General features: G+C 57.8%; 17 protein-coding genes. 7 read left to right on the top strand and 10 right to left on the bottom strand.

The features are described 5' to 3' along the window. The first annotated feature begins 145 nt into the window (after positions 1-145). Entirely contained in the window at positions 146-2311 is a 2166-nt protein-coding gene (locus ACQE3D_RS24210; RefSeq protein WP_313730970.1) for a zeta toxin family protein, read from the top strand. A 640-nt stretch (positions 2312-2951) separates the two neighbouring features. Here the strand turns inward: ACQE3D_RS24210 and ACQE3D_RS24205 are convergent. From ACQE3D_RS24205 to ACQE3D_RS24195, 3 genes are all read right to left on the bottom strand, one after another. After that, on the bottom strand, positions 2952-3308 hold the full coding sequence (locus ACQE3D_RS24205; protein WP_313730971.1) for a hypothetical protein: 357 nt from the start codon (positions 3306-3308) through the stop codon (positions 2952-2954). 37 nt (positions 3309-3345) lie between these two features. Next, positions 3346-3798, bottom strand: coding sequence for a TerB family tellurite resistance protein (locus ACQE3D_RS24200; protein ID WP_313730973.1), 453 nt, complete (start codon positions 3796-3798; stop codon positions 3346-3348). A gap of 66 nt (positions 3799-3864) precedes the next feature. After that, positions 3865-4425, bottom strand: coding sequence for a Uma2 family endonuclease (locus ACQE3D_RS24195; RefSeq protein ID WP_313730975.1), 561 nt, complete (start codon positions 4423-4425; stop codon positions 3865-3867). Positions 4426-4760: 335 nt separating this feature from the next. On the opposite strand from ACQE3D_RS24195, the gene ACQE3D_RS24190 reads away from it, so the two are divergent. Then, entirely contained in the window at positions 4761-6635 is a 1875-nt protein-coding gene (locus ACQE3D_RS24190) for an alpha-amylase family glycosyl hydrolase (protein WP_313730976.1), read from the top strand. An 83-nt stretch (positions 6636-6718) separates the two neighbouring features. After that, complete coding sequence (locus ACQE3D_RS24185; protein WP_313730977.1) at positions 6719-7189, top strand: CreA family protein; 471 nt, start codon at positions 6719-6721, stop codon at positions 7187-7189. A 7-nt stretch (positions 7190-7196) separates the two neighbouring features. Here ACQE3D_RS24185 and ACQE3D_RS24180 read toward each other — a convergent pair whose 3' ends face one another. The 3 genes from ACQE3D_RS24180 to ACQE3D_RS24170 all read right to left on the bottom strand — a co-directional run bounded on the left by ACQE3D_RS24180 (position 7197) and on the right by ACQE3D_RS24170 (position 10659). After that, the gene (locus ACQE3D_RS24180; protein WP_064028335.1) at positions 7197-9134 is read right to left on the bottom strand and encodes a hybrid sensor histidine kinase/response regulator; all 1938 of its coding nucleotides are present in this window, start codon (positions 9132-9134) and stop codon (positions 7197-7199) included. Next, positions 9131-9643: a YfiR family protein gene (locus ACQE3D_RS24175; RefSeq protein WP_082885511.1), complete on the bottom strand. Its 513-nt coding sequence runs from the start codon at positions 9641-9643 to the stop codon at positions 9131-9133. The genes ACQE3D_RS24180 and ACQE3D_RS24175 overlap by 4 nt, the downstream gene beginning before the upstream one ends. Before the next feature lie 164 nt (positions 9644-9807). Next, positions 9808-10659, bottom strand: coding sequence for an aldo/keto reductase family protein (locus tag ACQE3D_RS24170; protein WP_313730978.1), 852 nt, complete (start codon positions 10657-10659; stop codon positions 9808-9810). Between the two features lie 142 nt (positions 10660-10801). Between ACQE3D_RS24170 and ACQE3D_RS24165 the strand changes: the two genes are divergently transcribed. Beyond that, positions 10802-11275, top strand: coding sequence for a hypothetical protein (locus tag ACQE3D_RS24165; RefSeq protein ID WP_175463773.1), 474 nt, complete (start codon positions 10802-10804; stop codon positions 11273-11275). A 13-nt stretch (positions 11276-11288) separates the two neighbouring features. Here the strand turns inward: ACQE3D_RS24165 and ACQE3D_RS24160 are convergent, their stop codons facing one another. Continuing rightward, positions 11289-11909 (bottom strand): zinc ribbon domain-containing protein, encoded by a 621-nt coding sequence (locus ACQE3D_RS24160; protein WP_313730979.1) that lies wholly within the window; start codon positions 11907-11909, stop codon positions 11289-11291. Positions 11910-12141: 232 nt separating this feature from the next. On the opposite strand from ACQE3D_RS24160, the gene ACQE3D_RS24155 reads away from it, so the two are divergent. The 3 genes from ACQE3D_RS24155 (at position 12142) to ACQE3D_RS24145 (ending at position 14713) form a co-directional block, all read left to right on the top strand. Next, on the top strand, positions 12142-12663 hold the full coding sequence (locus ACQE3D_RS24155; protein WP_313730980.1) for a GNAT family N-acetyltransferase: 522 nt from the start codon (positions 12142-12144) through the stop codon (positions 12661-12663). Positions 12664-12894: 231 nt separating this feature from the next. Next, positions 12895-13731 (top strand): matrixin family metalloprotease, encoded by an 837-nt coding sequence (locus ACQE3D_RS24150; RefSeq protein WP_313730981.1) that lies wholly within the window; start codon positions 12895-12897, stop codon positions 13729-13731. 298 nt (positions 13732-14029) lie between these two features. Beyond that, the gene (locus ACQE3D_RS24145; RefSeq protein WP_313730982.1) at positions 14030-14713 is read left to right on the top strand and encodes a hypothetical protein; all 684 of its coding nucleotides are present in this window, start codon (positions 14030-14032) and stop codon (positions 14711-14713) included. A 90-nt stretch (positions 14714-14803) separates the two neighbouring features. Here ACQE3D_RS24145 and ACQE3D_RS24140 read toward each other — a convergent pair whose 3' ends face one another. Genes ACQE3D_RS24140 through ACQE3D_RS24130 form a run of 3 tightly spaced genes read right to left on the bottom strand, consistent with a single transcriptional unit; the run spans position 14804 to position 18108 of the window. Further along, positions 14804-17188 carry a Lon protease family protein gene (locus ACQE3D_RS24140; protein ID WP_313730983.1) on the bottom strand — a complete coding sequence of 795 codons (2385 nt, stop codon included), beginning with the start codon at positions 17186-17188 and terminating at the stop codon, positions 14804-14806. A gap of 4 nt (positions 17189-17192) precedes the next feature. Beyond that, positions 17193-17801: a GTP cyclohydrolase II gene (gene ribA, locus ACQE3D_RS24135; protein ID WP_071160763.1), complete on the bottom strand. Its 609-nt coding sequence runs from the start codon at positions 17799-17801 to the stop codon at positions 17193-17195. Positions 17802-17859: 58 nt separating this feature from the next. Further along, positions 17860-18108 (bottom strand): DUF7230 family protein, encoded by a 249-nt coding sequence (locus tag ACQE3D_RS24130; protein ID WP_313730984.1) that lies wholly within the window; start codon positions 18106-18108, stop codon positions 17860-17862. Positions 18109-18114: the final 6 nt, after the last annotated feature.

Below are 18114 nucleotides of genomic sequence, written 5' to 3'. Positions count from 1 at the left end.
TTTCGCGCCGGCAGCGCCGGTCATATCGCTACCCGACCCCATCTCGCGCTATCATGCCCCCGCCGCGAGTCGGCTCGAAATAATAATAACGATAAAGCCGCCCAACCGGAAAGACCGGGGAACGAGCGGTGCACTGGGGGAGCGCATGAATTCAAATCCCGGCCGAAACATCCCGGCCTATCGGCAGCTCAAGCGCTTGCGTACCGCGTTGGCGGTGGCGCAGGGCGTGCGCTTGCAGGCCAAATTGGCTCAGGAGCTGGAAGCCACGGTGTCGCACGATCAAACCAAGCGGGTGACCTATCTAACCAGCCTGTTCACCCGGATACACCGGGAAATGTTCAGCGACTGGAAGGAACAGGTGACGGTACACCACCGGCCGGGCACGATGCCGGAAGCCGATTGCCGCACGCGGTTTCGGATCGCGATTGAAAGCCTGGTGCTCGACGGCGACGACAATCTCGAAACCGCCTTGTTCGACAACAACGGTTTCGTGGTGTGCAGCGCCGATATCGCCGACCGGCTGGCCAAGCTGTATCAAGCCTTGCGCGGCATTCGGCCCTACGGCTACGGCAACCGGATCACGCTGGATTTTTTCATCACCGCGCTCGGCAATTTACCGGCCTTCAAGGCGGTTTACGAACAGGGCATCGATTTTCGCCGACTGAGCTGCGACGACGCTCGCGCCCTGCACGATCCTGCCGCCGATCACGCCGCGTTGCGTCGGGCTTTCGAGCACGCGCTGGACCCGGCGCGCACCCAAAGCCTGAGCAATCAGGCCAACCGCTACGGTAAGTGGCCGGAGAACAAGTATTTTCTGCAAGGCTTGCCGTTTTTGTCCTATACCACGGCGGACGGCGTCAAATGCCTGGTCACCGTGACCGGCGGTCTGGTGCCCTTGCACAGTATCCGGGCCGAGGAATTCATCACCGGTCAGCATTTCGTCGACAATCCGCTCGGCGTGTCCGAGTACATTCTCGGCTATTTGCCGGGTACCGAGGACTTGCGCCAGCCCGGCAAGACCGAGATCGACGCGATTCCAATCCGCGCCGACGGCGTGGCGCCGCTGTTTTGCCTGGACATCAACATCCTGACATCGCTAAGGCCGCCCAGCCACGCCGAGCTGTTGGACTTGTTGAAGCAATGCGCCGGCGAGCAGGCCAGTTTGTTTACGCTGGCCGGCAACGAGCCGTTGAAAAACAAGATGCTGGCCGCCAGCCACGGCGAAAACCGCTTGATGCGCACCGTGGAGATCGCCTATCAGCGGCTGACCAAAATCGACGGGATTTTATCGGCTATCCTCGAGGCGATTTTCGCCGGCAAGGCGCCGGTCGAGCGGCCGACCTTGTTCATGTGCATGGGTGGGGCCGGCGCCGGCAAAACCGCGGTCGAGGAAATCGCCAAGGCGCGATGCGGCGATAATTTCGTGATTGCCTCGCTCGACGAATTTCGCAAACTCAGCGATTTGTACCGTCTATTGACCGCCGCCGACCACCACAGCGACGACTATGTCTACGTCGAACCCTTCGCCAACCGCTTGCGCGATTTGGTCGCCGAGCAAGCTCGCTTGCGGCGCATCAACATCCTCTACGACGGCACCGCCATTCCTTATCAGCCGCGCTATTCGACGATCGTCCAGCAATACCACGCCGCCGGCTTCAACACCCAGATCGCGGCAGTCGATGCATTTTTGGTGAAGCCGGCCGGCCGCGAGCAGGAATTATCGCGAGCCGGGGTGATCGGCAGTGTCACGGCCCGCTTCGAAACCACCGGCCGCGCCCTGCCCTGGGTGGTGACGATAGACAAACACATCCGCTCCCCGCACGCCTTTTTGCTGGCCTTGGCCGATACCGCGCTGGACAAGTTGGCGTTGTTCGCCAACGACGGCGAGCGCGATCGCCATTATCTGGTCGCGGAAAGTTTCGTGTGCGGCGACGACGAGGTGCGGGCGATGCAGCGTCACCAGCTCAACGGTAGTCTGGCCCTACATTGGCGGACGTTGGTCTGCCAGCGGCCCGATTCGGTGTTGAAAAATCTGGCCGCCGACAACGCCGCTTTGGACGCGTTAATCGCCCGCAACCCGGCGCTGAACGAGGACAACGTCGGCTATCTGATCTACGCCGGCAGCGAGACCAACCGGGTACTGGCGATTTACCACCTGCGCCGCTTGGTGGATTTCGTGCAAAAGCGCCAACTCAACCCCAACGCCTCCGGCGAGGACGGCCTGCTGCACAAACCGGCGGCGCTGGCCTTCCACGTCGATCCGGCGGCCAGGGAATCTTGGATTACCCGTTTGCAGGGCAGCGTGGAATAAGCCGGACCCGGCCGGGCGGTCGCGGGACGGGGCGCGGAGCAGAATGCCCTAAGTGAGGTCTTTTACCTGAGGCTTACTATCGCCCCCAGGTTGCCTCGCAAGGCATTTAGAGTTGCGCACAAGGCGAAAGCCTTTACGTTTGCCGCCGCCAAACCGACCGGCTGATCAAAGGGACGGAGCTAGAAGTGAACTGTTGGGTTTCCTTTCTGTAGTCTGGTCCGGAGCCTATAACGTTCGGTCAAATGCTAATTGCATATCAGATGTAGGGTACGCACTGCGTACCATCGGAGCCATCATGGTACCAAAAGCCAGAAGGTACGCAGTGCGTACCCTACCGGGCTTATCCCAATGGCTTTCTAGCGCCAGCTTCTGGCCGGCGGTGGCGCGACCCTGGCGACGGATGAAGCTGCGAATTTTGGAGGGGTCTATTTTTTGGGTGAGGTCATCAAATGCAGATCTTTTGAAGTGAGTGCGGTCGAAGCTATAAATCAAATTGATGATTTAACGAAGCGGTATATTTGAAAAATGAATTTTCTGACCAGCATTTTCGCAGCCAGCATCCTCAAGCAGCTTTTTAAAAGGTGAAAACTTGAATAAGGCCTTATGTGTGACAGTCTTGAACCAATCCGACAAACTAGAATTATTCAGCCATCAACCCCGCGATTTGGGCCTTGGCATTACATTGGCTAATAGCCTCGTCCCGCTGCGACTGAGTGAGTTTATGTTTAACGGCTGCCGTACCGTGCCAATCGAATGCTTGATATTCTTTTTGCGCAAATGTGGCGATCTGACATTTTTTAGCGGGCGAATTTGCAAACGGCATTTGGCTATCGGTCGTTAACGGCTGCATGCCTTCAGAGCTGGGTGCGTAAATCAAGAAATCGCCGTTGATCGCCAGGACCGCACGGTATTGCCGGGCGGTGGTGAAGTACAAATCACCGACCTCGATTTCAGCTTCTTTTAGCCACAGATTTTTATTTTTCTTGATTTTTTTCATCAGCGATTCGTTTTAAACGGTGTTGGTCCGGCGATATTCAGGGATTGGGATTCGCGCGCAATTTGGCCAGAATAAAATCGGTGTGCGAGACGCCAAGAAGGTCGGCAATCTTCCGCACCATATACTCCTCTTGCGGGTCGATATTGCCGTCGGCATAGGCGATTTGCCAGAGAGATTTAACAAACTTTGTCTTGTCCTCAGGGCTAAAACATTGGTTGATCGTCGACGTGAATTCGTAATAATCAACCGCCTGCCGACGCTTTTGTTCCGCATTAGCCATCAAGGTCTCAGCCTGTTCAGTGGAGAGCGAAAAACACTGTTTGACCAAGGACAGAATCTTGGTTCGTTCGACATCCTGACAGACATCGTCCATGGTCATCATTTCCGTCATTAAGGCCGTCAACGCCTCTTGAAGCAGCGTTTCTGTTGCAACCTCGGGTGACGGTAAGGACAGGTGTTTTTCAAAAAATAATTTAATTTGCTCAAGCATATTGGCTGTCCGGTATTCGTTGCGCCGGTTCCCAAACCGGAGTTTGGGAACCGGAAAAACCTCGGATTATCCCGCGAATACCCCTTCATAGATATCCGCTACCGCCAGTTCAAAACCTAACGATTGGAAAACCGCCTGCTCGCCTTGTTGATAAATCTGAAGATCCCAAGCATCGCCGCGCCGGTAGCATTCAACACGGGGAGTGTCTTGGGCAATTAACACGTATTCTTCCAGACTGGCCAGTTTGCGGTAATGGTGGAATTTTTCGGCTCTGTCGTAGCGTTCGGTGGCATCGGACAGCACTTCGACGATCAACTTGGGCTGGCTGTTGAACAGCTCTTCGGTATCGCTGGCCGAGCAGGTGACATGCAGGTCGGGGTAGAAAAAGCAGTCGGTGGCGGCGGTTTGCACGCGGACTTTCATTTCGCCGGAGTGGACTCGGCAGGATGTGCCACGTAAATGAGCGTGCAAAAACGCAATCAAATTGGTGGTCACGGTATCGTGAGCACGTTTTACGCCCACCATCGCATACACTTCACCATTGATATATTCGTATTTAACTTCGCTGATCAGTTCGCCTTGCAGGTAATCCGCCACGCTGAGGTTTAATTTTTCCGCCAATGCCATATCGCCGTCCTGTCCTGAGGTTAACTGTTCCGATTGTATCCCGCCCCTGATCACTTCAACAAACGGCTATTGCAAACCCGCCGCCACCCGCGCTGTTAAAATCCACCGCGATTCTTTCAAGGCCAAGAGTCGAAGATCAATCTTCCAGCAGCCGTGCCGCTAAGAAATTTCACGTAAACCGCTCGATGGCGCACTCGGATTGCCGCTTGCCTGAGCGCCTAACTTCACTTGCTTTCGCGGAATGTCTTTGTTAGAAAGTCTAACAGCGATGCGGCTTACCCATGGCCGCGTTCGCCGCTGTCTATCGCCTTCCCATTTCCTGCCGGAGTGCCGCCATGTCCGAATCCCGTTTAGCCGATGTCGATTTGAGTCAACTTACTTCCAACGTTTCCTACACCCCTTCCCCTACCGCGTGGGAGGATAAGGTATTGTACTTTTTGATGCTGGACCGGTTTTCCGACGGTAACGAAAGCGGCGGATTCCGCGATATCGACGGCAAGCCGGTCGCCGGTGGCGCCACGCCCTTGGGCCAGGCCGCCGACAAGCGCAACGCGATTCAAACCCCGGCCGCCGCCGCGAAATGGAGCGACGCCGGCGGCAAGTACGTCGGCGGTACCCTGGCCGGCTTGAAAAGCAAGCTGGGTTATTTGAAGCGTCTGGGCGTGACCGCGATCTGGATCAGCCCGATCTTCAAGCAGGTGGCGTTTCAGGAAACTTACCACGGCTACGGCATCCAGGATTTTTTGCAGGTCAATCCGCGCTTCGGCACCAATCAGGCATTGAAGGACTTGGTGGCCGCCGCACACCAGCAGGGGATTTTGGTGATCCTGGACATCATCTTGAATCATTCCGGCAACGTGTTTAGTTACGATCCCAACCGCCAGCCCAACTATAAAGACGGTAGCGGCCATTTCGACCCGCGCTGGGACGGCGGCCACTATCCGGTGACCGGCTTTAACGACGCGGCCGGCCACGCCAATATTCCGTTCGTCACCGCCAATCCGGCGGCGCCGGCGAGCTGGCCGGCCAAGGACGGGGCGATCTGGCCGGTCGAATTTCAGAATCCGGAATACTTTACCCAGAAGGGCCGTATTGCCAGCTTCGATTACGACCCGGAATTTCGCGAGGGCGATTTCTTCGATCTCAAGGATTTGCATCACGGCTTCGGCGGCACCGACGACTTTGCGCCGGCTCCGGGCTTGCTGTCCCTGATCGACGTTTACAAGTATTGGATCGCGTACGCCGATCTGGACGGCTTTCGGATCGATACCGTCAAGCACATGCAGGACGGCGCGACCCGGATATTCGGCTCGGCGATTCACGAATTCGCGCAAAGCATCGGCAAGGACAATTTTCTGCTGGTCGGCGAAATTACCGGTGGCCGCTACCGGGCCTTCGATACCCTGGAAACGACCGGTCTGGACGCGGCATTGGGCATCGACGATATTCCGAGCAAATTGGAGTTGATGGTCAAGGGCGGTAGTAATCCCAACGACTATTTCAGTCTGTTCCGCAATTCGCTGTTGATCGGCAAGGATAGCCACACGTGGTTCCGCAACAAAGTGGTGACGATGTTTAACGACCATGATCAGGTCGGCCGGGCCAAGGCGCGGTTTTGCGCCGATGCCGATAAGGCCAAACTGGTGTTGAACGCGCTGGCGGTCAACGCGCTGACCTTGGGGATCCCTTGCGTGTATTACGGCACCGAGCAGGGTTTCGACGGTCACGGCGGCGATTCGGACCGCTATATCCGCGAGGCGATGTTCGGCGGTGAATTCGGCGCGTTCGAGTCCAGAGGCGTGCACTTTTTCGACGAAGGTCATCCGGTTTATCTCGAATTCGCCAAATTGATGGCGATCCGCGCCGCCCATCCGGCCCTGCGGCGGGGGCGGCAGTATTTGCGGCCAATTTCCGGCGATGGCCAAAATTTCGGTTTGCCGACGATGTTGGGCGGCAAATTGCTGTCGCTGGTGCCGTGGTCGCGGATTCTGGCCGATCATGAAGTCGTCGTGGCGATCAATACCGACCCCAATGCCGCCAAAACGGCCTGGGTGACGATAGATGCGGCGTTGCATAGGCCGGGCGAAAAACTGACCTGTTTGTACTCCACCGATTCGGCCCAGATCGGCACGACCGCCGACATACAACCGAAAAACGGTTTGGCTGTGCGGCTAACGGCGCCGGCGGCCGGCTTGGTAATTTACCGGTGAAGCGACGATGCGGGCGGGTTTGCGAGAATCCCGCAAGCTTGTTAGGCTGACGGTCTGTGTTCAATCAGGGTTGGGAGTATGCGATGCGCGCGTTTTCGAAGAGATCGGCTTGGCTGTTTTGCGGTTTGGGCTTGTTGGCCGGCGCGGTCCGCGCCGAGGAAGTTGGCTGCGTGACCACGGCGTGGAAACTGATCGGCGCCAATCATAAGGTCTGCGTCGATGCCTTCGAGGACCCGAAGATTTCCAACGTGATCTGTCACATCAGTCAGGCCCGGACCGGCGGCATCGCCGGCGGGTTGGGTTTGGCGGAAGATCCGTCGCAGTTTTCGCTGGCTTGTCGGCAGATCGGCCCGATCAATTTGCCGGCCAAATTGCCGGAAGAGGAACTGGTGTTCAGCGAAGGCACGTCGTTGTTGTTCAAATCCACCAATATCACCCGGCTATGGGATGCCAAGCACAATACACTGGTGTATCTGGCGATCAGCCGGAAAGTCATCGAAGGCGCGCCGGCCAACAGCGTTTCGACCGTGCCGGTGATGCCCTGGGGCAAATGATCCGGGCTTAGACGCCCAGTTGCTTGCGGTTTTCCAGAGTCTGTTCGGCGTTGATCCATTTCAACAACACCTCATAAAGCTTGGCGGGCAGAATGGGTTTGCCGATAAAGTCGTTCATGCCGGCGTCCAGACATAGCTGGTGGTCGGCACTCATCACGTTGGCGGTCATCGCAATCACCGGTAGCGCTTGACAGGCGGGCAGCTTGCGCAGTTCGCGGGTGGCTTGGTAGCCGTCCATGACCGGCATTTGCACGTCCATCAGCACGCATTGGTATCGATTTTCCCGCAATTTGGCCAGCGCGATTTCGCCGTTCTCGGCGACATCGACCCGGATGCGGGCTTGTTCCAGTAATTCGATCGCCACCATCCGGTTAATCTCGTTATCCTCGACCAGCAGGACCCGGCTGTCGTGCAAGGGCTCCAAGCGCAACGAATCCATGCTGGCACGGTGTCGGCGGAGTTGGAAGTGGCGTATCGTCGCCAAGTCGCTCAAACCCAGCGCGACACTGAAGGTAAAGGTCGAGCCGATATTGGCTTGGCTGGTCACGCCGATGCTGCCGCCCATTTGCTCGACCAATTGCTTGGAGATAATCAAACCCAGGCCGGTGCCGCCGTAATTGCGGGTCACGCTACTGTCTCCCTGACTAAAGGCTTGAAACAACTTGGGTTGCTGTTCGGGTTTGATACCGATGCCGGTGTCCTGAATCGAAAATTGCAACACGATGCGGTTATCGTCGCGGCTGAGTTCGTTGAAAGCGATGGCGACGTGGCCGCGCTCGGTAAATTTGATCGCGTTTCCGATCAGATTGATCAGCACTTGCCGCAAACGCTGCGGGTCGCCGACTACCGCGTGATATTGCGGGCCGCAGTCGGGGAGAATCAGGCGGATGCCTTTGTCGGCGCTGAGTTGCGACATCGTCGAAAACACGTGCTCCAACATCTCCTCGAGCAGGAAGGGAATGGTCTCGATCTGCATCTTGCCGGCTTCCATTTTGGAAAAGTCCAGAATGTCGTCGATCAAGGTCATCAACGAATGGGCCGAGGATTCCACGCGTTGCAGATATTCACGTTGTTTGTAGGTCAACTGGGTATTCAGACTCAGTTCCACCAGACCGACGATGGCGTTCATCGGCGTGCGGATTTCGTGGCTCATGTTGGCCAGGAACTGACTTTTGGCGCGATTGGCGGATTCCGCGTCGCGGGTGGCGATTTCCAGCTCGCGGGTGCGGGTTTGCACCTGGGTTTCCAGATCCGCTTCGTTGGCCTCGATCTGTGCCAGCATGTTGTTGAAGGCTTCGGCCAAATCGCTGATTTCGTCGTTGCCGTCGTAGCGCGAACGCCGGCTGTAGTCGTGATCTTTTTCAATTTGATGGGCGGTGTCGGCCAAATTCAGCAGCGGCCGCAGGAAAATGCGTTGCAAGCGGCGCACATACAAGGCGGCCAGACTCAATGCAATCATCACGATGCCGGCATTGATCGACGCATTCCAAAGCATCGTCCGATACGGTTGGACCATGCTGGCGATCAGCGAAATATGACCGACGATGCGTTGGTTTTTGTGCAAGATCGGTTGCGTGTATTGTTGGGTTTTCGGTAACCAGTCCGGCCACCACGCCGGCCAGCGCGGCGCTTCCTTTTGGTGGCTGACCAGAGCCTGGCCGGTTGGCAGTCGGATTGAGCCGGCGATGATGTCCGGATCGTAGACCAAGGCGTCCAGAATTTCCTGGGCGGTTTGGGTGTCGTCGAATACCAGGGCCACGCTGCTGTTTTGGCCGATCAGGTTGGCGGTCAGCTTCAACTTGTTGTCGATGGCGTCTTGCAACGCGGAATATTCGCGGATCGACAGTGAGAAGGTCGCGACGGCCAGACTCAGTACCACCATCAGCCGCAGATTGTTGCCCAACTTGCGGCTGATCGAAATACGTGGGGGGGGTGACGATGTCATTCGATAATCTCCGCCATCCGCAGCAATTTGGAGCTCAATTTTAAATCCGCCGATTTTACCGAACCTAAATTTACCACTAGTTTCAACTTGTTGTCGCGCAATGTGAATTGCACCATGCCGCCTTGGGCGGCGAAACCGTCCACGTCGCCGACCAACAGGATGTGGGCGGCGCGGGCTTGTTCGAACAGGCGGGGCTTCAGTTCGTCGATATCGCCGACAAACAGGATGTTGCAAGCCTCCAGCGTGGCCGGCGGCTCCAGCAAAACATGGACTATATTGCCTTCGATTTTTTGACCTTCCAGCGCCGGTAGAAAATGCCGTATCGGACTGTCGCCCCTCAGACAAATCGTGATCGGGCCCATGGCCGGCCACTGCGTTAATTCGGCGAAATGAAACAGATAGGCGGATTTCAGTTGGAATTCCCGGCTGGGGTTATCCAGGGCAAAAGCCGGCTCGCTCAGCCAAACGCTGGCGCTGAGCAGCGCGGATTTAAGCAGGCGGGTAAGCACGAATAGTCGGGATACGATTAAACCCGCCCGGCTTGCGCCGGGCGGTTCCGGAATAAAAGGCCGAAACGGTGGAGAATTCGGCGGTTCGAATACGTGGTGGCCGGATTAACAACAAACCAATGAACTATTGTAGCTTAGCCGGCGCGGGACGGCGGCGGTTGGCGCTAGTCCAATAGTGCCGCCAACTCGGCGCATTCGGCTTCGCTGAGTTCGAAATCGAAAATCGCCAAATCCTCGCGCATGTGATCGGCCGAGGTGGTGCCGGTCAACGGTACGATGCCGATTTGGGTCAAAAATCGGAAAAACACTTGTGCCGGGCGGCGGCCCAAGCGCTCGGCCAGATTGGCGACGACGCTGCCGGTCAATATTTTGGGGTTGGCCGTCAAGGTCCAGAAACTTTGGTAAACCACGCGGTTAGTCCGGCAGAACACCCGCAGCGCCTTGTCGTAACCGGTGTCGGCGTAAAAGCGGTTTTGCAGCACGGCGGGTTTGACTTCGGCTTGTTGGTACAGGAATTCGAAGAGCTCCGGATCGTAGCAATTGCTGATGCCCAGTTGCCGGGTGCCGCCGTTGCGCTGAATGGTCTGCATGGCTTGCCACACGGTTAACAGCTGCTGGCGGTCGGCTAGCGGCGAGTGCAATACCAAGCAGTCCAAATAGTCGGTGCGCAGATTTTGTAGCGACACCGCGAACGACTGGGCGACTTGCTGTTCCAGGCTGGCGTTCGGGTCGTAGGGTATGCGTAGCGGATCATGGCCGTTGAGCGGCGTGAATTTGGTTTGTAGATAAATCGCGGCGCGATCCAGGTTCAAGCGAGTCAGCGCGGTCGCCAGACCGGCCCCGACGCCGGCTTCATGGTAATGTTTGGGTTGACAGGCGGTATCTATACCGCGAAATCCTTGGGTGAGAGCGAGCTCGACCCACTCGGCGGTGCGTTCCTGTTTCCAGGCGGTGCCGTAAATGAGTGGCGGCATGCGCACGCCGGACGCGGATTCCAAATAGGCGTTTTCAATCATCGGTGGTTCCTGCGCTAAAGAGGCGGCATTATCCTCGCATAGTTGAGCCGCCACGGCTACCGCCCGGTACGATTGCAGACTGCGGACGGCTTGGGCCGCGATCGGTTATAGTGGTCGGCGATACCGGCATCCCGAGGAAATCATGAACAGATTATTGCTGACCTTGTTGGCCGTCGCGCTGATCGTCGAGGAATGGTTGTGGGATTTTCTGTCCGCTTGCGGCCACTATCTGGCGCTGGCGCTGGGCCTGGAACGCATCGAACGCTGGCTAAGCCGCTGCTCGCCGGGTGTCGCGCTAATAGCCATTACCGTACCGATTTTACTGGTTACGCCGTTGAATCTGGCGGCGCTGTGGTTGCTGCTGCACGGTTTGTTGCTGCAAGGTTTGGTACTGGAAATCGTCGCCAAATTGTTGGGTACGTTGTTGGTGGCGCGCGTGTTCACTCTGACCAAGCCGCAATTGCTGAGTTTTGCGGTATTGGCCTGGCTGTACGGCACGATTACCGGCTGGTTACGCTGGGCGCACGCCAAAATCGCCGAGACGGCCTTGTACCGTTGGTCCAGACTCGCCAAACAGCGAGTTAAGGACCGGGTGAAAACCTGGCTGAAGCGTTAACAGTCCGGCTCGGTTAGCGCCGCGCCGCCAGGATGGCGCGCTGCCGAACCAGAATAGCACTTCCGCCGGCCAGTGCCGCCAGCATCGTCAGCGACCCGACGAATTTGGAAAATTTGGCGATGGCGTGATCGTGGGCCAGCAGGCCGGATTCGGTCAGCAAATATTCCCAGTCGTGAAAACCGTAAGGTGCGGAGTGGCCAAAGTTGCCGCCCAGCAATGGTAGTTGCCCGGCCCGAGCGTCGTCGATGTAGGGGGCGATGTCCAAAAAATTTTCGCCCAGCCACCACAAACACAGCGCGGCACCAAACGGGTCGCGGGTTTTTATGAACAGGGTTGCCATGCAAATCGTCGGCATCAGTAACTGGCCCAATGTGCCGCCCAGCGATGTGACAAAGGCGCCGAAGGGTCGGAAAATGAGATGGCCGGCTTCGTGGAAAGGCAGATTGACCAAATGCAAAAACGACGAGCCGGCGGCGTTAGCGGCGATCGGCGGAACGATCAATATCCAACTCCATAGCGCGAACAACGCGAGCAATAGCGCTCGGCCCCAGAAGGCGAACTCGCTGTCGGCATAGGTATCCGAGAGCCAATCGGCCGAGGGCGTTGGCGCAAATTCGACCCGAGTGGTTGGCATCGGGGCTGGCCGGTTTGGATCCGCGTGATAGCGCAAATACTTTTCGAACACCACGCCGCAGTGGGGGCAGATGGTCGGGGCGGGTTGTGCTAGGGCGTGTTGGCATTTAGGGCAGGTGTCCACGGCGGGCTCCCGAAAACATGCGCTTGAGCGCGGTCTGGTTATCGTCTAGCCTAGCAGCAATTCCCGACCCGGCCCGAGTGCCGGCAATTTCTCAACGCCAGATCACCGTATGTTCCCACTGACCTTCCTGCGTGCTCAACTTCACGATGCCCCAGCCTTGGCGGATTTAGTCAATTCAGCCTATCGCGGCGAGGCCAGCCGTTTGGGTTGGACCACCGAGGCCGATTTGCTGGACGGCAAGCGCACCGATGCCGAGGAGCTGACGGCCGCGCTGACGGACCCCGCTGTATTAATGGTTGCCGGTTTCGAAGCCGACCGGCTGGTGGCTTGCGTGCAAGTGCGCCTGGCCGATCGCGAAGCCCAGATAGGCATGCTTACGGTCGATCCGGCGCGGCAGAACCGGGGCGTGGGCCGGCGCTTGTTGGGCGCCGCCGAAGACTTGGCGGCGCGAACTTGGCCGATCGAACGTTTCGCGATGTTCGTGATTCCACGCCGCGCCGAATTGCTAGCGTATTACCAGCGCCGCGGTTATCGGCGCACGGGCGTTCTGCTCCCATTCCCGGAAAATCCAATGCTTTGGCAGCCTAAGGTGACCGACTTGAGCTTGGAGCGACTGGAAAAGCCGGTCTGACGCCAAACGCTAGGCACGGTCAAGCAAAATTTTTGATTTTTTTAAAAAACGTGCTATAGAGCGCACTGGCGCGGCAAATTTTGTGATGCGCGTCAAGTAAAAAACCGGTCTGGCCCGCGTCGATGCCCGCCCTGGAACCGGAGTATCTGTTGCCGAGCGGTCCGCGCTCGGCTGATTTTCTGTGCCGGTCTGGCCGGCGTCTTCATTGACTCTCGTGTGGAGGGGGTATTTATGAGTTATCGATCGTATGCAATGGTGGTCGGTTTAGGTTTGGCGGTATTGTCCGGGGCCGCCCAGGCTTACGCGACATTTCCCGATGGGAACGGCGGCGTTTTGAAATGGGGTGGCGACAATACGCCCGGTACCCCCGGCGGCAGCGTGACTTGGGGCTTTATTCCGGAAGGCACGGCCGGTTCGGCATATTGCGATAGCGCGTGCTCCGGTACCGCGAAAACGTCGATTTGGATCGAAAACTCACCCGGTACCGGTTATACGCTGACGCCGCTGACCGATTTAATCGGCTACATCCAGGCGGCTTTCGACAAATGGGCCGGCGTTGCCAACATCAGCTTTGTCGGGCCGCTGTCCGACTCCGGTTTGCCGATCAATCACGCCGGCGCCGGCACGCCGGACATTCGCATCGGCGCTTTCGATTTCAGTTCCGGCGGCGGCGCGGTCGGCTACGCGCCACCGCCCAACGGCGGCACCGGTAGCGGCGACATCATCTTCGCGGCAAACTCGTTTTATGCTTTCCAACCGGGTAACGACGGCGATTTATTCCCCAGTGACTCCACCGCGCCCAACGATTTCGAGAGTTTGTTGCTGCATGAAATGGGACACGCATTAGGCTTGGCTCACCCGCCGGTCGGCGGCGGTTGTCCGGTGATGCAGGTCGACGATTCGGCTTGTTGGTTCAGGATCAATCGCGAATTGGACGCCGACGACATCGCCGGCGCGCAATACTTGTACGGCGCGCCGGCCGCGGTTCCTTTGCCGGCGGCGGCCGGGTTGTTTGCAAGCGGTTTGTTAGGGTTTTTGGCGGGCAACCGCAAACGCCGGATAGTTTAAAGCGGAAAGAGCCGCCGACTATTGGTCAGGCGGACGTCGCTATTCAAGGACTTTCGCTCTCCGTTGTAGTGTCGTCGCGGCGGCAAAGTGCAGTATTCGCCGGTTGGCGGTGAAATAGTTCACCGCCAACCGGCCCCGTCTTTTTTACACTTCCCAACGCTAACGATTCGAGACGATGGAATACACGGTTTACGTGGTTCGCCGGTGTCTCGCCTAAGCCCGTTTCGGTGATGGTCGCGTTGGCGTGAACTCATGTCGGCCGCGACGGCCGGTTCTTAGAATTGACGGGAGAAATACCATGGATTACCTCTATTCCGACACCGGCGCGGGGCGCTGGATAGCGCCGGCTTGCAAGGCCGGTTTGTTTACGCTGGGATTGGCATTAACGCTGGGTTTGTCGAGTCGGGCGGCGTTGGCCGATATTGTCGATCAAGCCAACGACAGCATCGTTTCCGGCGGTTTTACCCTCAACGCCGGCCCGATCGGGCAAAGCTTCCGGCCCGGTCTGGCGTCGCTGGATTTCGTAGAGTTGATGATCAACGACCAAAATCCGGATTTCGGAGCCGGCGACGACATTGCGCTCAGAATTCGCGAAGCCGACATTAGCGGCACGATTCTGGGCGTCAGCGAGACGGTGTTTTTTGCCGATCAACCGGAGTCGCGGCCTTTTCATGCGCCGGAAATGGTGCGTTTCAATTTCGCCGCGCCGGTCGGTTTGACGGCCGGCAATACTTACGTGTGGGAAGTTTTCCGCAACGGTGCCGAGTCCTCGGACCTGGGCATCTTCGGTACCGGGTTTAAAATCGATGCCTATGCGCAAGGCGAGCCGTATTTCGGGGGCGCCGTTTACGCGGGCATTGAGGCGCCGTTCGATCTGTGGTTCCGGGAAGGTATCGCGACGGTCCCGGTACCGGCCGCGTTACCATTGATGCTGTCCGGTATCGCGATGCTGCGCTTACTTGGCGGAAGGCGTTCGGCCTAGCAAACTTGATTCTTCCCCGTCGCCGAGCAAGCCGAGCCGGGGAAGGAGCTTGCCGCCCTAAGCTAAGTTTGGGCGGCTGCCTTGGCAGGGTTAACCGGTTTCGGTTTCCTTGTCGTCGTCGGAGGCCAGATCGGAAATTTCCTTCAAGCGGGCCACGGCCTTGAAATTCACGCTGCCTTCCGGATATTGCCCGGCTTCGTTCATCGCGCCGGCGTCCTGGCCGGTTAACAGACTGAGCGCTTCGTCGGCCTTGGATACCGCGTAAATTTCGAACAGGCCTTTTTCCACCGCGTCGATGACATCCTGTTTCAACATCAAATGGCGTTTATTGGAGGTTGGTATGATCACGCCCTGGGTACCGGTCAGGCCGCGCGCCTGGCACAGCGCGAAGAAGCCTTCGATTTTTTCGTTGACGCCGCCGATGGCCTGCACTTCCCCGTATTGATTGATCGATCCGGTCATCGCCAAGTCTTGTCGGATCGGGGTGCGGGTCAGCGCGGAGATCAAGCAGCACAATTCGGCCAGCGAGGCGCTGTCGCCGTCGATGTGGCCGTAAGATTGCTCCATCGCGATGCTGGCCGAGATCGCCAGCGGAAATTGCTGGGCGTAACAATGGCCCAGATAGCCGGTCAAGATCATCACGCCCTTGGAATGGATGGGCTGGCCGAGTTCGACTTCGCGTTCGATGTCGACGATGCCTCGCGAGCCGGGATGTACCGTCGCGGTGATTCGGGCCGGCGCGCCGAAGCTGCTGCCGCCGATGTCCATTACGGTCAGCCCGTTGACCTTGCCGATGGCTTGGCCGTCGGTATCGATCAAAATCGTGCCGTCCAGCATTTCCTCGAGTATCGCCTCGGCGATACGGCCGTTGCGCTGCTCGCGGGCGCTCAGCGCCAGTTCGATTTCCGGTTTGCCGATATCGTCGGCGCCAGATTGTCCGGCGAGTAAATTGGCCTCGGCGATGATTTCCAGGCATTGATTGACGTGGGCCGACAAGCGGCCTTGATCCTCCGCCAAGCGGCAACTGTGTTCGATTAGCCGCAGCAAGGCCTGGTCGGTCAAGGCTTTGGCGCCGGAGTCGGCGGCGTGGCGGGTCAGTAGTTGCACGAACTGGCCGACGTTGTCGGGCGTGCGTTTGATGTGGTCGTCGAAATCGGCCAGCACCCGGAACATCTCGTTGAATTCGCTATCCAGCTCTTCCAGCAGGTAGTAGATGTCGCGATCGCCGACCAGAACGACCTTGACGTTGAGCGGAATCACTTCCGGTTTTAACGTGATGGTGTTGATGCCCAATTCCGAGTACGGCGATTCGATTTCGATTTTGCCCGCTTTCAGCGCCCGTTTCAGGCCTTCCCAGACAAAGGGGTAGGTCAACACTTTTTCGGCGTCGAGGATCAGATAGCCGCCGTTGGCGCGGTGCAGCGAACCGGGACAGATGCGTCGATAGTTGGTGACTAATGTGCCTTGGTCGCTGACGTACTCGATGCGGCCGAACAGATTTTGGTAAATCGGATGCGGTTCGTAAATTACCGGCGCGCCGACGCCGTCGTGTTTGCAATCGACCAGAATATTCGGCAGATATTGCTCGATCAGGATTTGGCGTTTGCTGACGAATTCGCGGCCTTCGCCGCTGCGGCTGGGCATCAGTAGGTCGCCGATGGTCAGGCTCAGGTTTTTCTCGACTTCGGCCAGATAGGTGATGACGTCGTCGACGTTCTGATAGGTGCCTGTCAATTCGGCCAACAGCGGCTCCAAGGCCAGCTTGATGGTGTCGTTGTCGAGCTGGCGCATTTCCTCGACCAGCGCCCGCCGCCACTGCGGCAGCTCCAGCAACACTTCGCTCAGATATTCTTCCAGTTCCTCGGTGTGTTGATGGAAGGCGTCGCGCTCTGCTTGCGGCAGCAGTGTGAATTGTTCCTCGTCCAGCGCTTTGTTGTTTTGGATCGGCAAAAAGGTGATGGCGTCGTTGTCGCGGTACAGCGCGACATCCATCTCGCGGGCCTTTTTGTCGACCAGATCGATCGCGCTGTTATAGCGTTGGCTGAAACGGCGCTCGATCGCGGTTTTTTTTTGCTGGTAACTGGGACTTTCGAACGAGGCCGGAAAGGTGGCCAGGACGCCGTCTATCAATTTTTCGATGTCCTTGGCGAAGTTATGGCCTTCGCCGGACGGTAGCTCGATGGCGACCGGTTCGCGCGGGTTGTCGAAATTCTCGACATAGGCGTAGGACAGCGGCGATTCCTGGCGTTCGGCCTGTTCGCCGAGATATTGACTGACCATCGACAGTCGGCCGGTGCCGGGTTCGCCCATCACGAAAATATTGTAGCCCGGTGCCTTCATCGCGATGCCGAAGGCCAGCGCCGATTGGGCGCGTTGTTGGCCGAGGATGCCGGGCGCCGGGTTTGGGGCCGTTGGGTGCGGCAGGTCTAACGTCAGCTTCAGCGCGGACGCGGGCAGTTTCAGATGGTCCAGCATAGATTTATTCGCTGTCGGGCATGTTCAGCATGTGGCGCATGCGTTCAGCCTTGGTTTTCAGATAATCGACGTTGTCGTCGTGAACCCGGGTTTCGATGGCGATCCGGTCGTGGACCTTTACGCCCAGTTTGGTCAGTTCGTCGATTTTTTGCGGATTGTTGGTGATCAAATTGATCGAGCGTACTTGTAAGGCGCTGAGAATCAGCGCGGCAATGTCGTATTGGCGTTCGTCGGCCAGATGTCCCAGTTTGATATTAGCATCGACGGTGTCCAGCCCCTGATCCTGCAAATTGTAAGCTTGCAGCTTTTTCAGCAGGCCGATGCCGCGGCCTTCCTGGCGCAGGTAAATCAACACGCCGCAGCCGGCCTGCTCGATCAAGCCCAGCGCCATGTCCAGTTGAGCGCCGCAGTCGCAACGCCGCGAACCCAATACGTCGCCGGTGAAGCATTCGGAGTGTATGCGTACCGGTACGTTGTCCTTGCCGGCGACCTCGCCCTTGACGAAGGCGACGTGTTCCTTGTCGTCCAGACTGTTGCTGTAGTAGTGCAGGATGAATTCGCCGTGTTTGGTGGGAATTCGGGTTTGAACTTTGTCTTCTATGCTTGCTTTCACTGCGCGGGAAATCCTCAAAGTACGGCCAGGGGGCGGCCGGAATCGTCTCGATGGGCGGTTAGCGTAGTCTGGCGGAACCGACCGGCCCGAGGCGGGTCGGAACACGCTGGTTTAGTTCGGCTAAGCCCTTTGCCATCGGCTCGGCCGAAACGATGGCAAAGGGCTCCTGCCCGCGGTGTTTGCCTTTGCGTTGGTAGGCGCGTTTATCGGCGAAAATTTGGTGTTTGTTGTAACGGTGGGCGAATTTCGCGACCGGGTTATGGGTGGGCGGTTCATGCAAACCCTTGCCCTGCTTTTGTTTTTTCATGCTTTT

This window comes from Methylomonas sp. MS20, assembly GCF_050275925.1.
GTDB classification, from domain to species: domain Bacteria; phylum Pseudomonadota; class Gammaproteobacteria; order Methylococcales; family Methylomonadaceae; genus Methylomonas; species Methylomonas koyamae_A.
This window is presented reverse-complemented; position numbering and strand designations above follow the sequence as displayed.

Bases quoted from the DNA above. Each gene is read 5' to 3' on its own strand.
- ACQE3D_RS24210 (WP_313730970.1), top strand. From the start codon at position 146: ATGAATTCAAATCCCGGCCGAAACATCCCGGCCTATCGGCAGCTCAAG.
- ACQE3D_RS24205 (WP_313730971.1), bottom strand. From the start codon at position 3,308: ATGAAAAAAATCAAGAAAAATAAAAATCTGTGGCTAAAAGAAGCTGAA.
- ACQE3D_RS24200 (WP_313730973.1), bottom strand. From the start codon at position 3,798: ATGCTTGAGCAAATTAAATTATTTTTTGAAAAACACCTGTCCTTACCG.
- ACQE3D_RS24195 (WP_313730975.1), bottom strand. From the start codon at position 4,425: ATGGCATTGGCGGAAAAATTAAACCTCAGCGTGGCGGATTACCTGCAA.
- ACQE3D_RS24190 (WP_313730976.1), top strand. From the start codon at position 4,761: ATGTCCGAATCCCGTTTAGCCGATGTCGATTTGAGTCAACTTACTTCC.
- ACQE3D_RS24185 (WP_313730977.1), top strand. From the start codon at position 6,719: ATGCGCGCGTTTTCGAAGAGATCGGCTTGGCTGTTTTGCGGTTTGGGC.
- ACQE3D_RS24180 (WP_064028335.1), bottom strand. From the start codon at position 9,134: ATGACATCGTCACCCCCCCCACGTATTTCGATCAGCCGCAAGTTGGGC.
- ACQE3D_RS24170 (WP_313730978.1), bottom strand. From the start codon at position 10,659: ATGATTGAAAACGCCTATTTGGAATCCGCGTCCGGCGTGCGCATGCCG.
- ACQE3D_RS24165 (WP_175463773.1), top strand. From the start codon at position 10,802: ATGAACAGATTATTGCTGACCTTGTTGGCCGTCGCGCTGATCGTCGAG.
- ACQE3D_RS24160 (WP_313730979.1), bottom strand. From the start codon at position 11,909: ATGCCAACCACTCGGGTCGAATTTGCGCCAACGCCCTCGGCCGATTGG.
- ACQE3D_RS24155 (WP_313730980.1), top strand. From the start codon at position 12,142: ATGTTCCCACTGACCTTCCTGCGTGCTCAACTTCACGATGCCCCAGCC.
- ACQE3D_RS24150 (WP_313730981.1), top strand. From the start codon at position 12,895: ATGAGTTATCGATCGTATGCAATGGTGGTCGGTTTAGGTTTGGCGGTA.
- ACQE3D_RS24145 (WP_313730982.1), top strand. From the start codon at position 14,030: ATGGATTACCTCTATTCCGACACCGGCGCGGGGCGCTGGATAGCGCCG.
- ACQE3D_RS24140 (WP_313730983.1), bottom strand. From the start codon at position 17,188: ATGCTGGACCATCTGAAACTGCCCGCGTCCGCGCTGAAGCTGACGTTA.
- ACQE3D_RS24130 (WP_313730984.1), bottom strand. From the start codon at position 18,108: ATGAAAAAACAAAAGCAGGGCAAGGGTTTGCATGAACCGCCCACCCAT.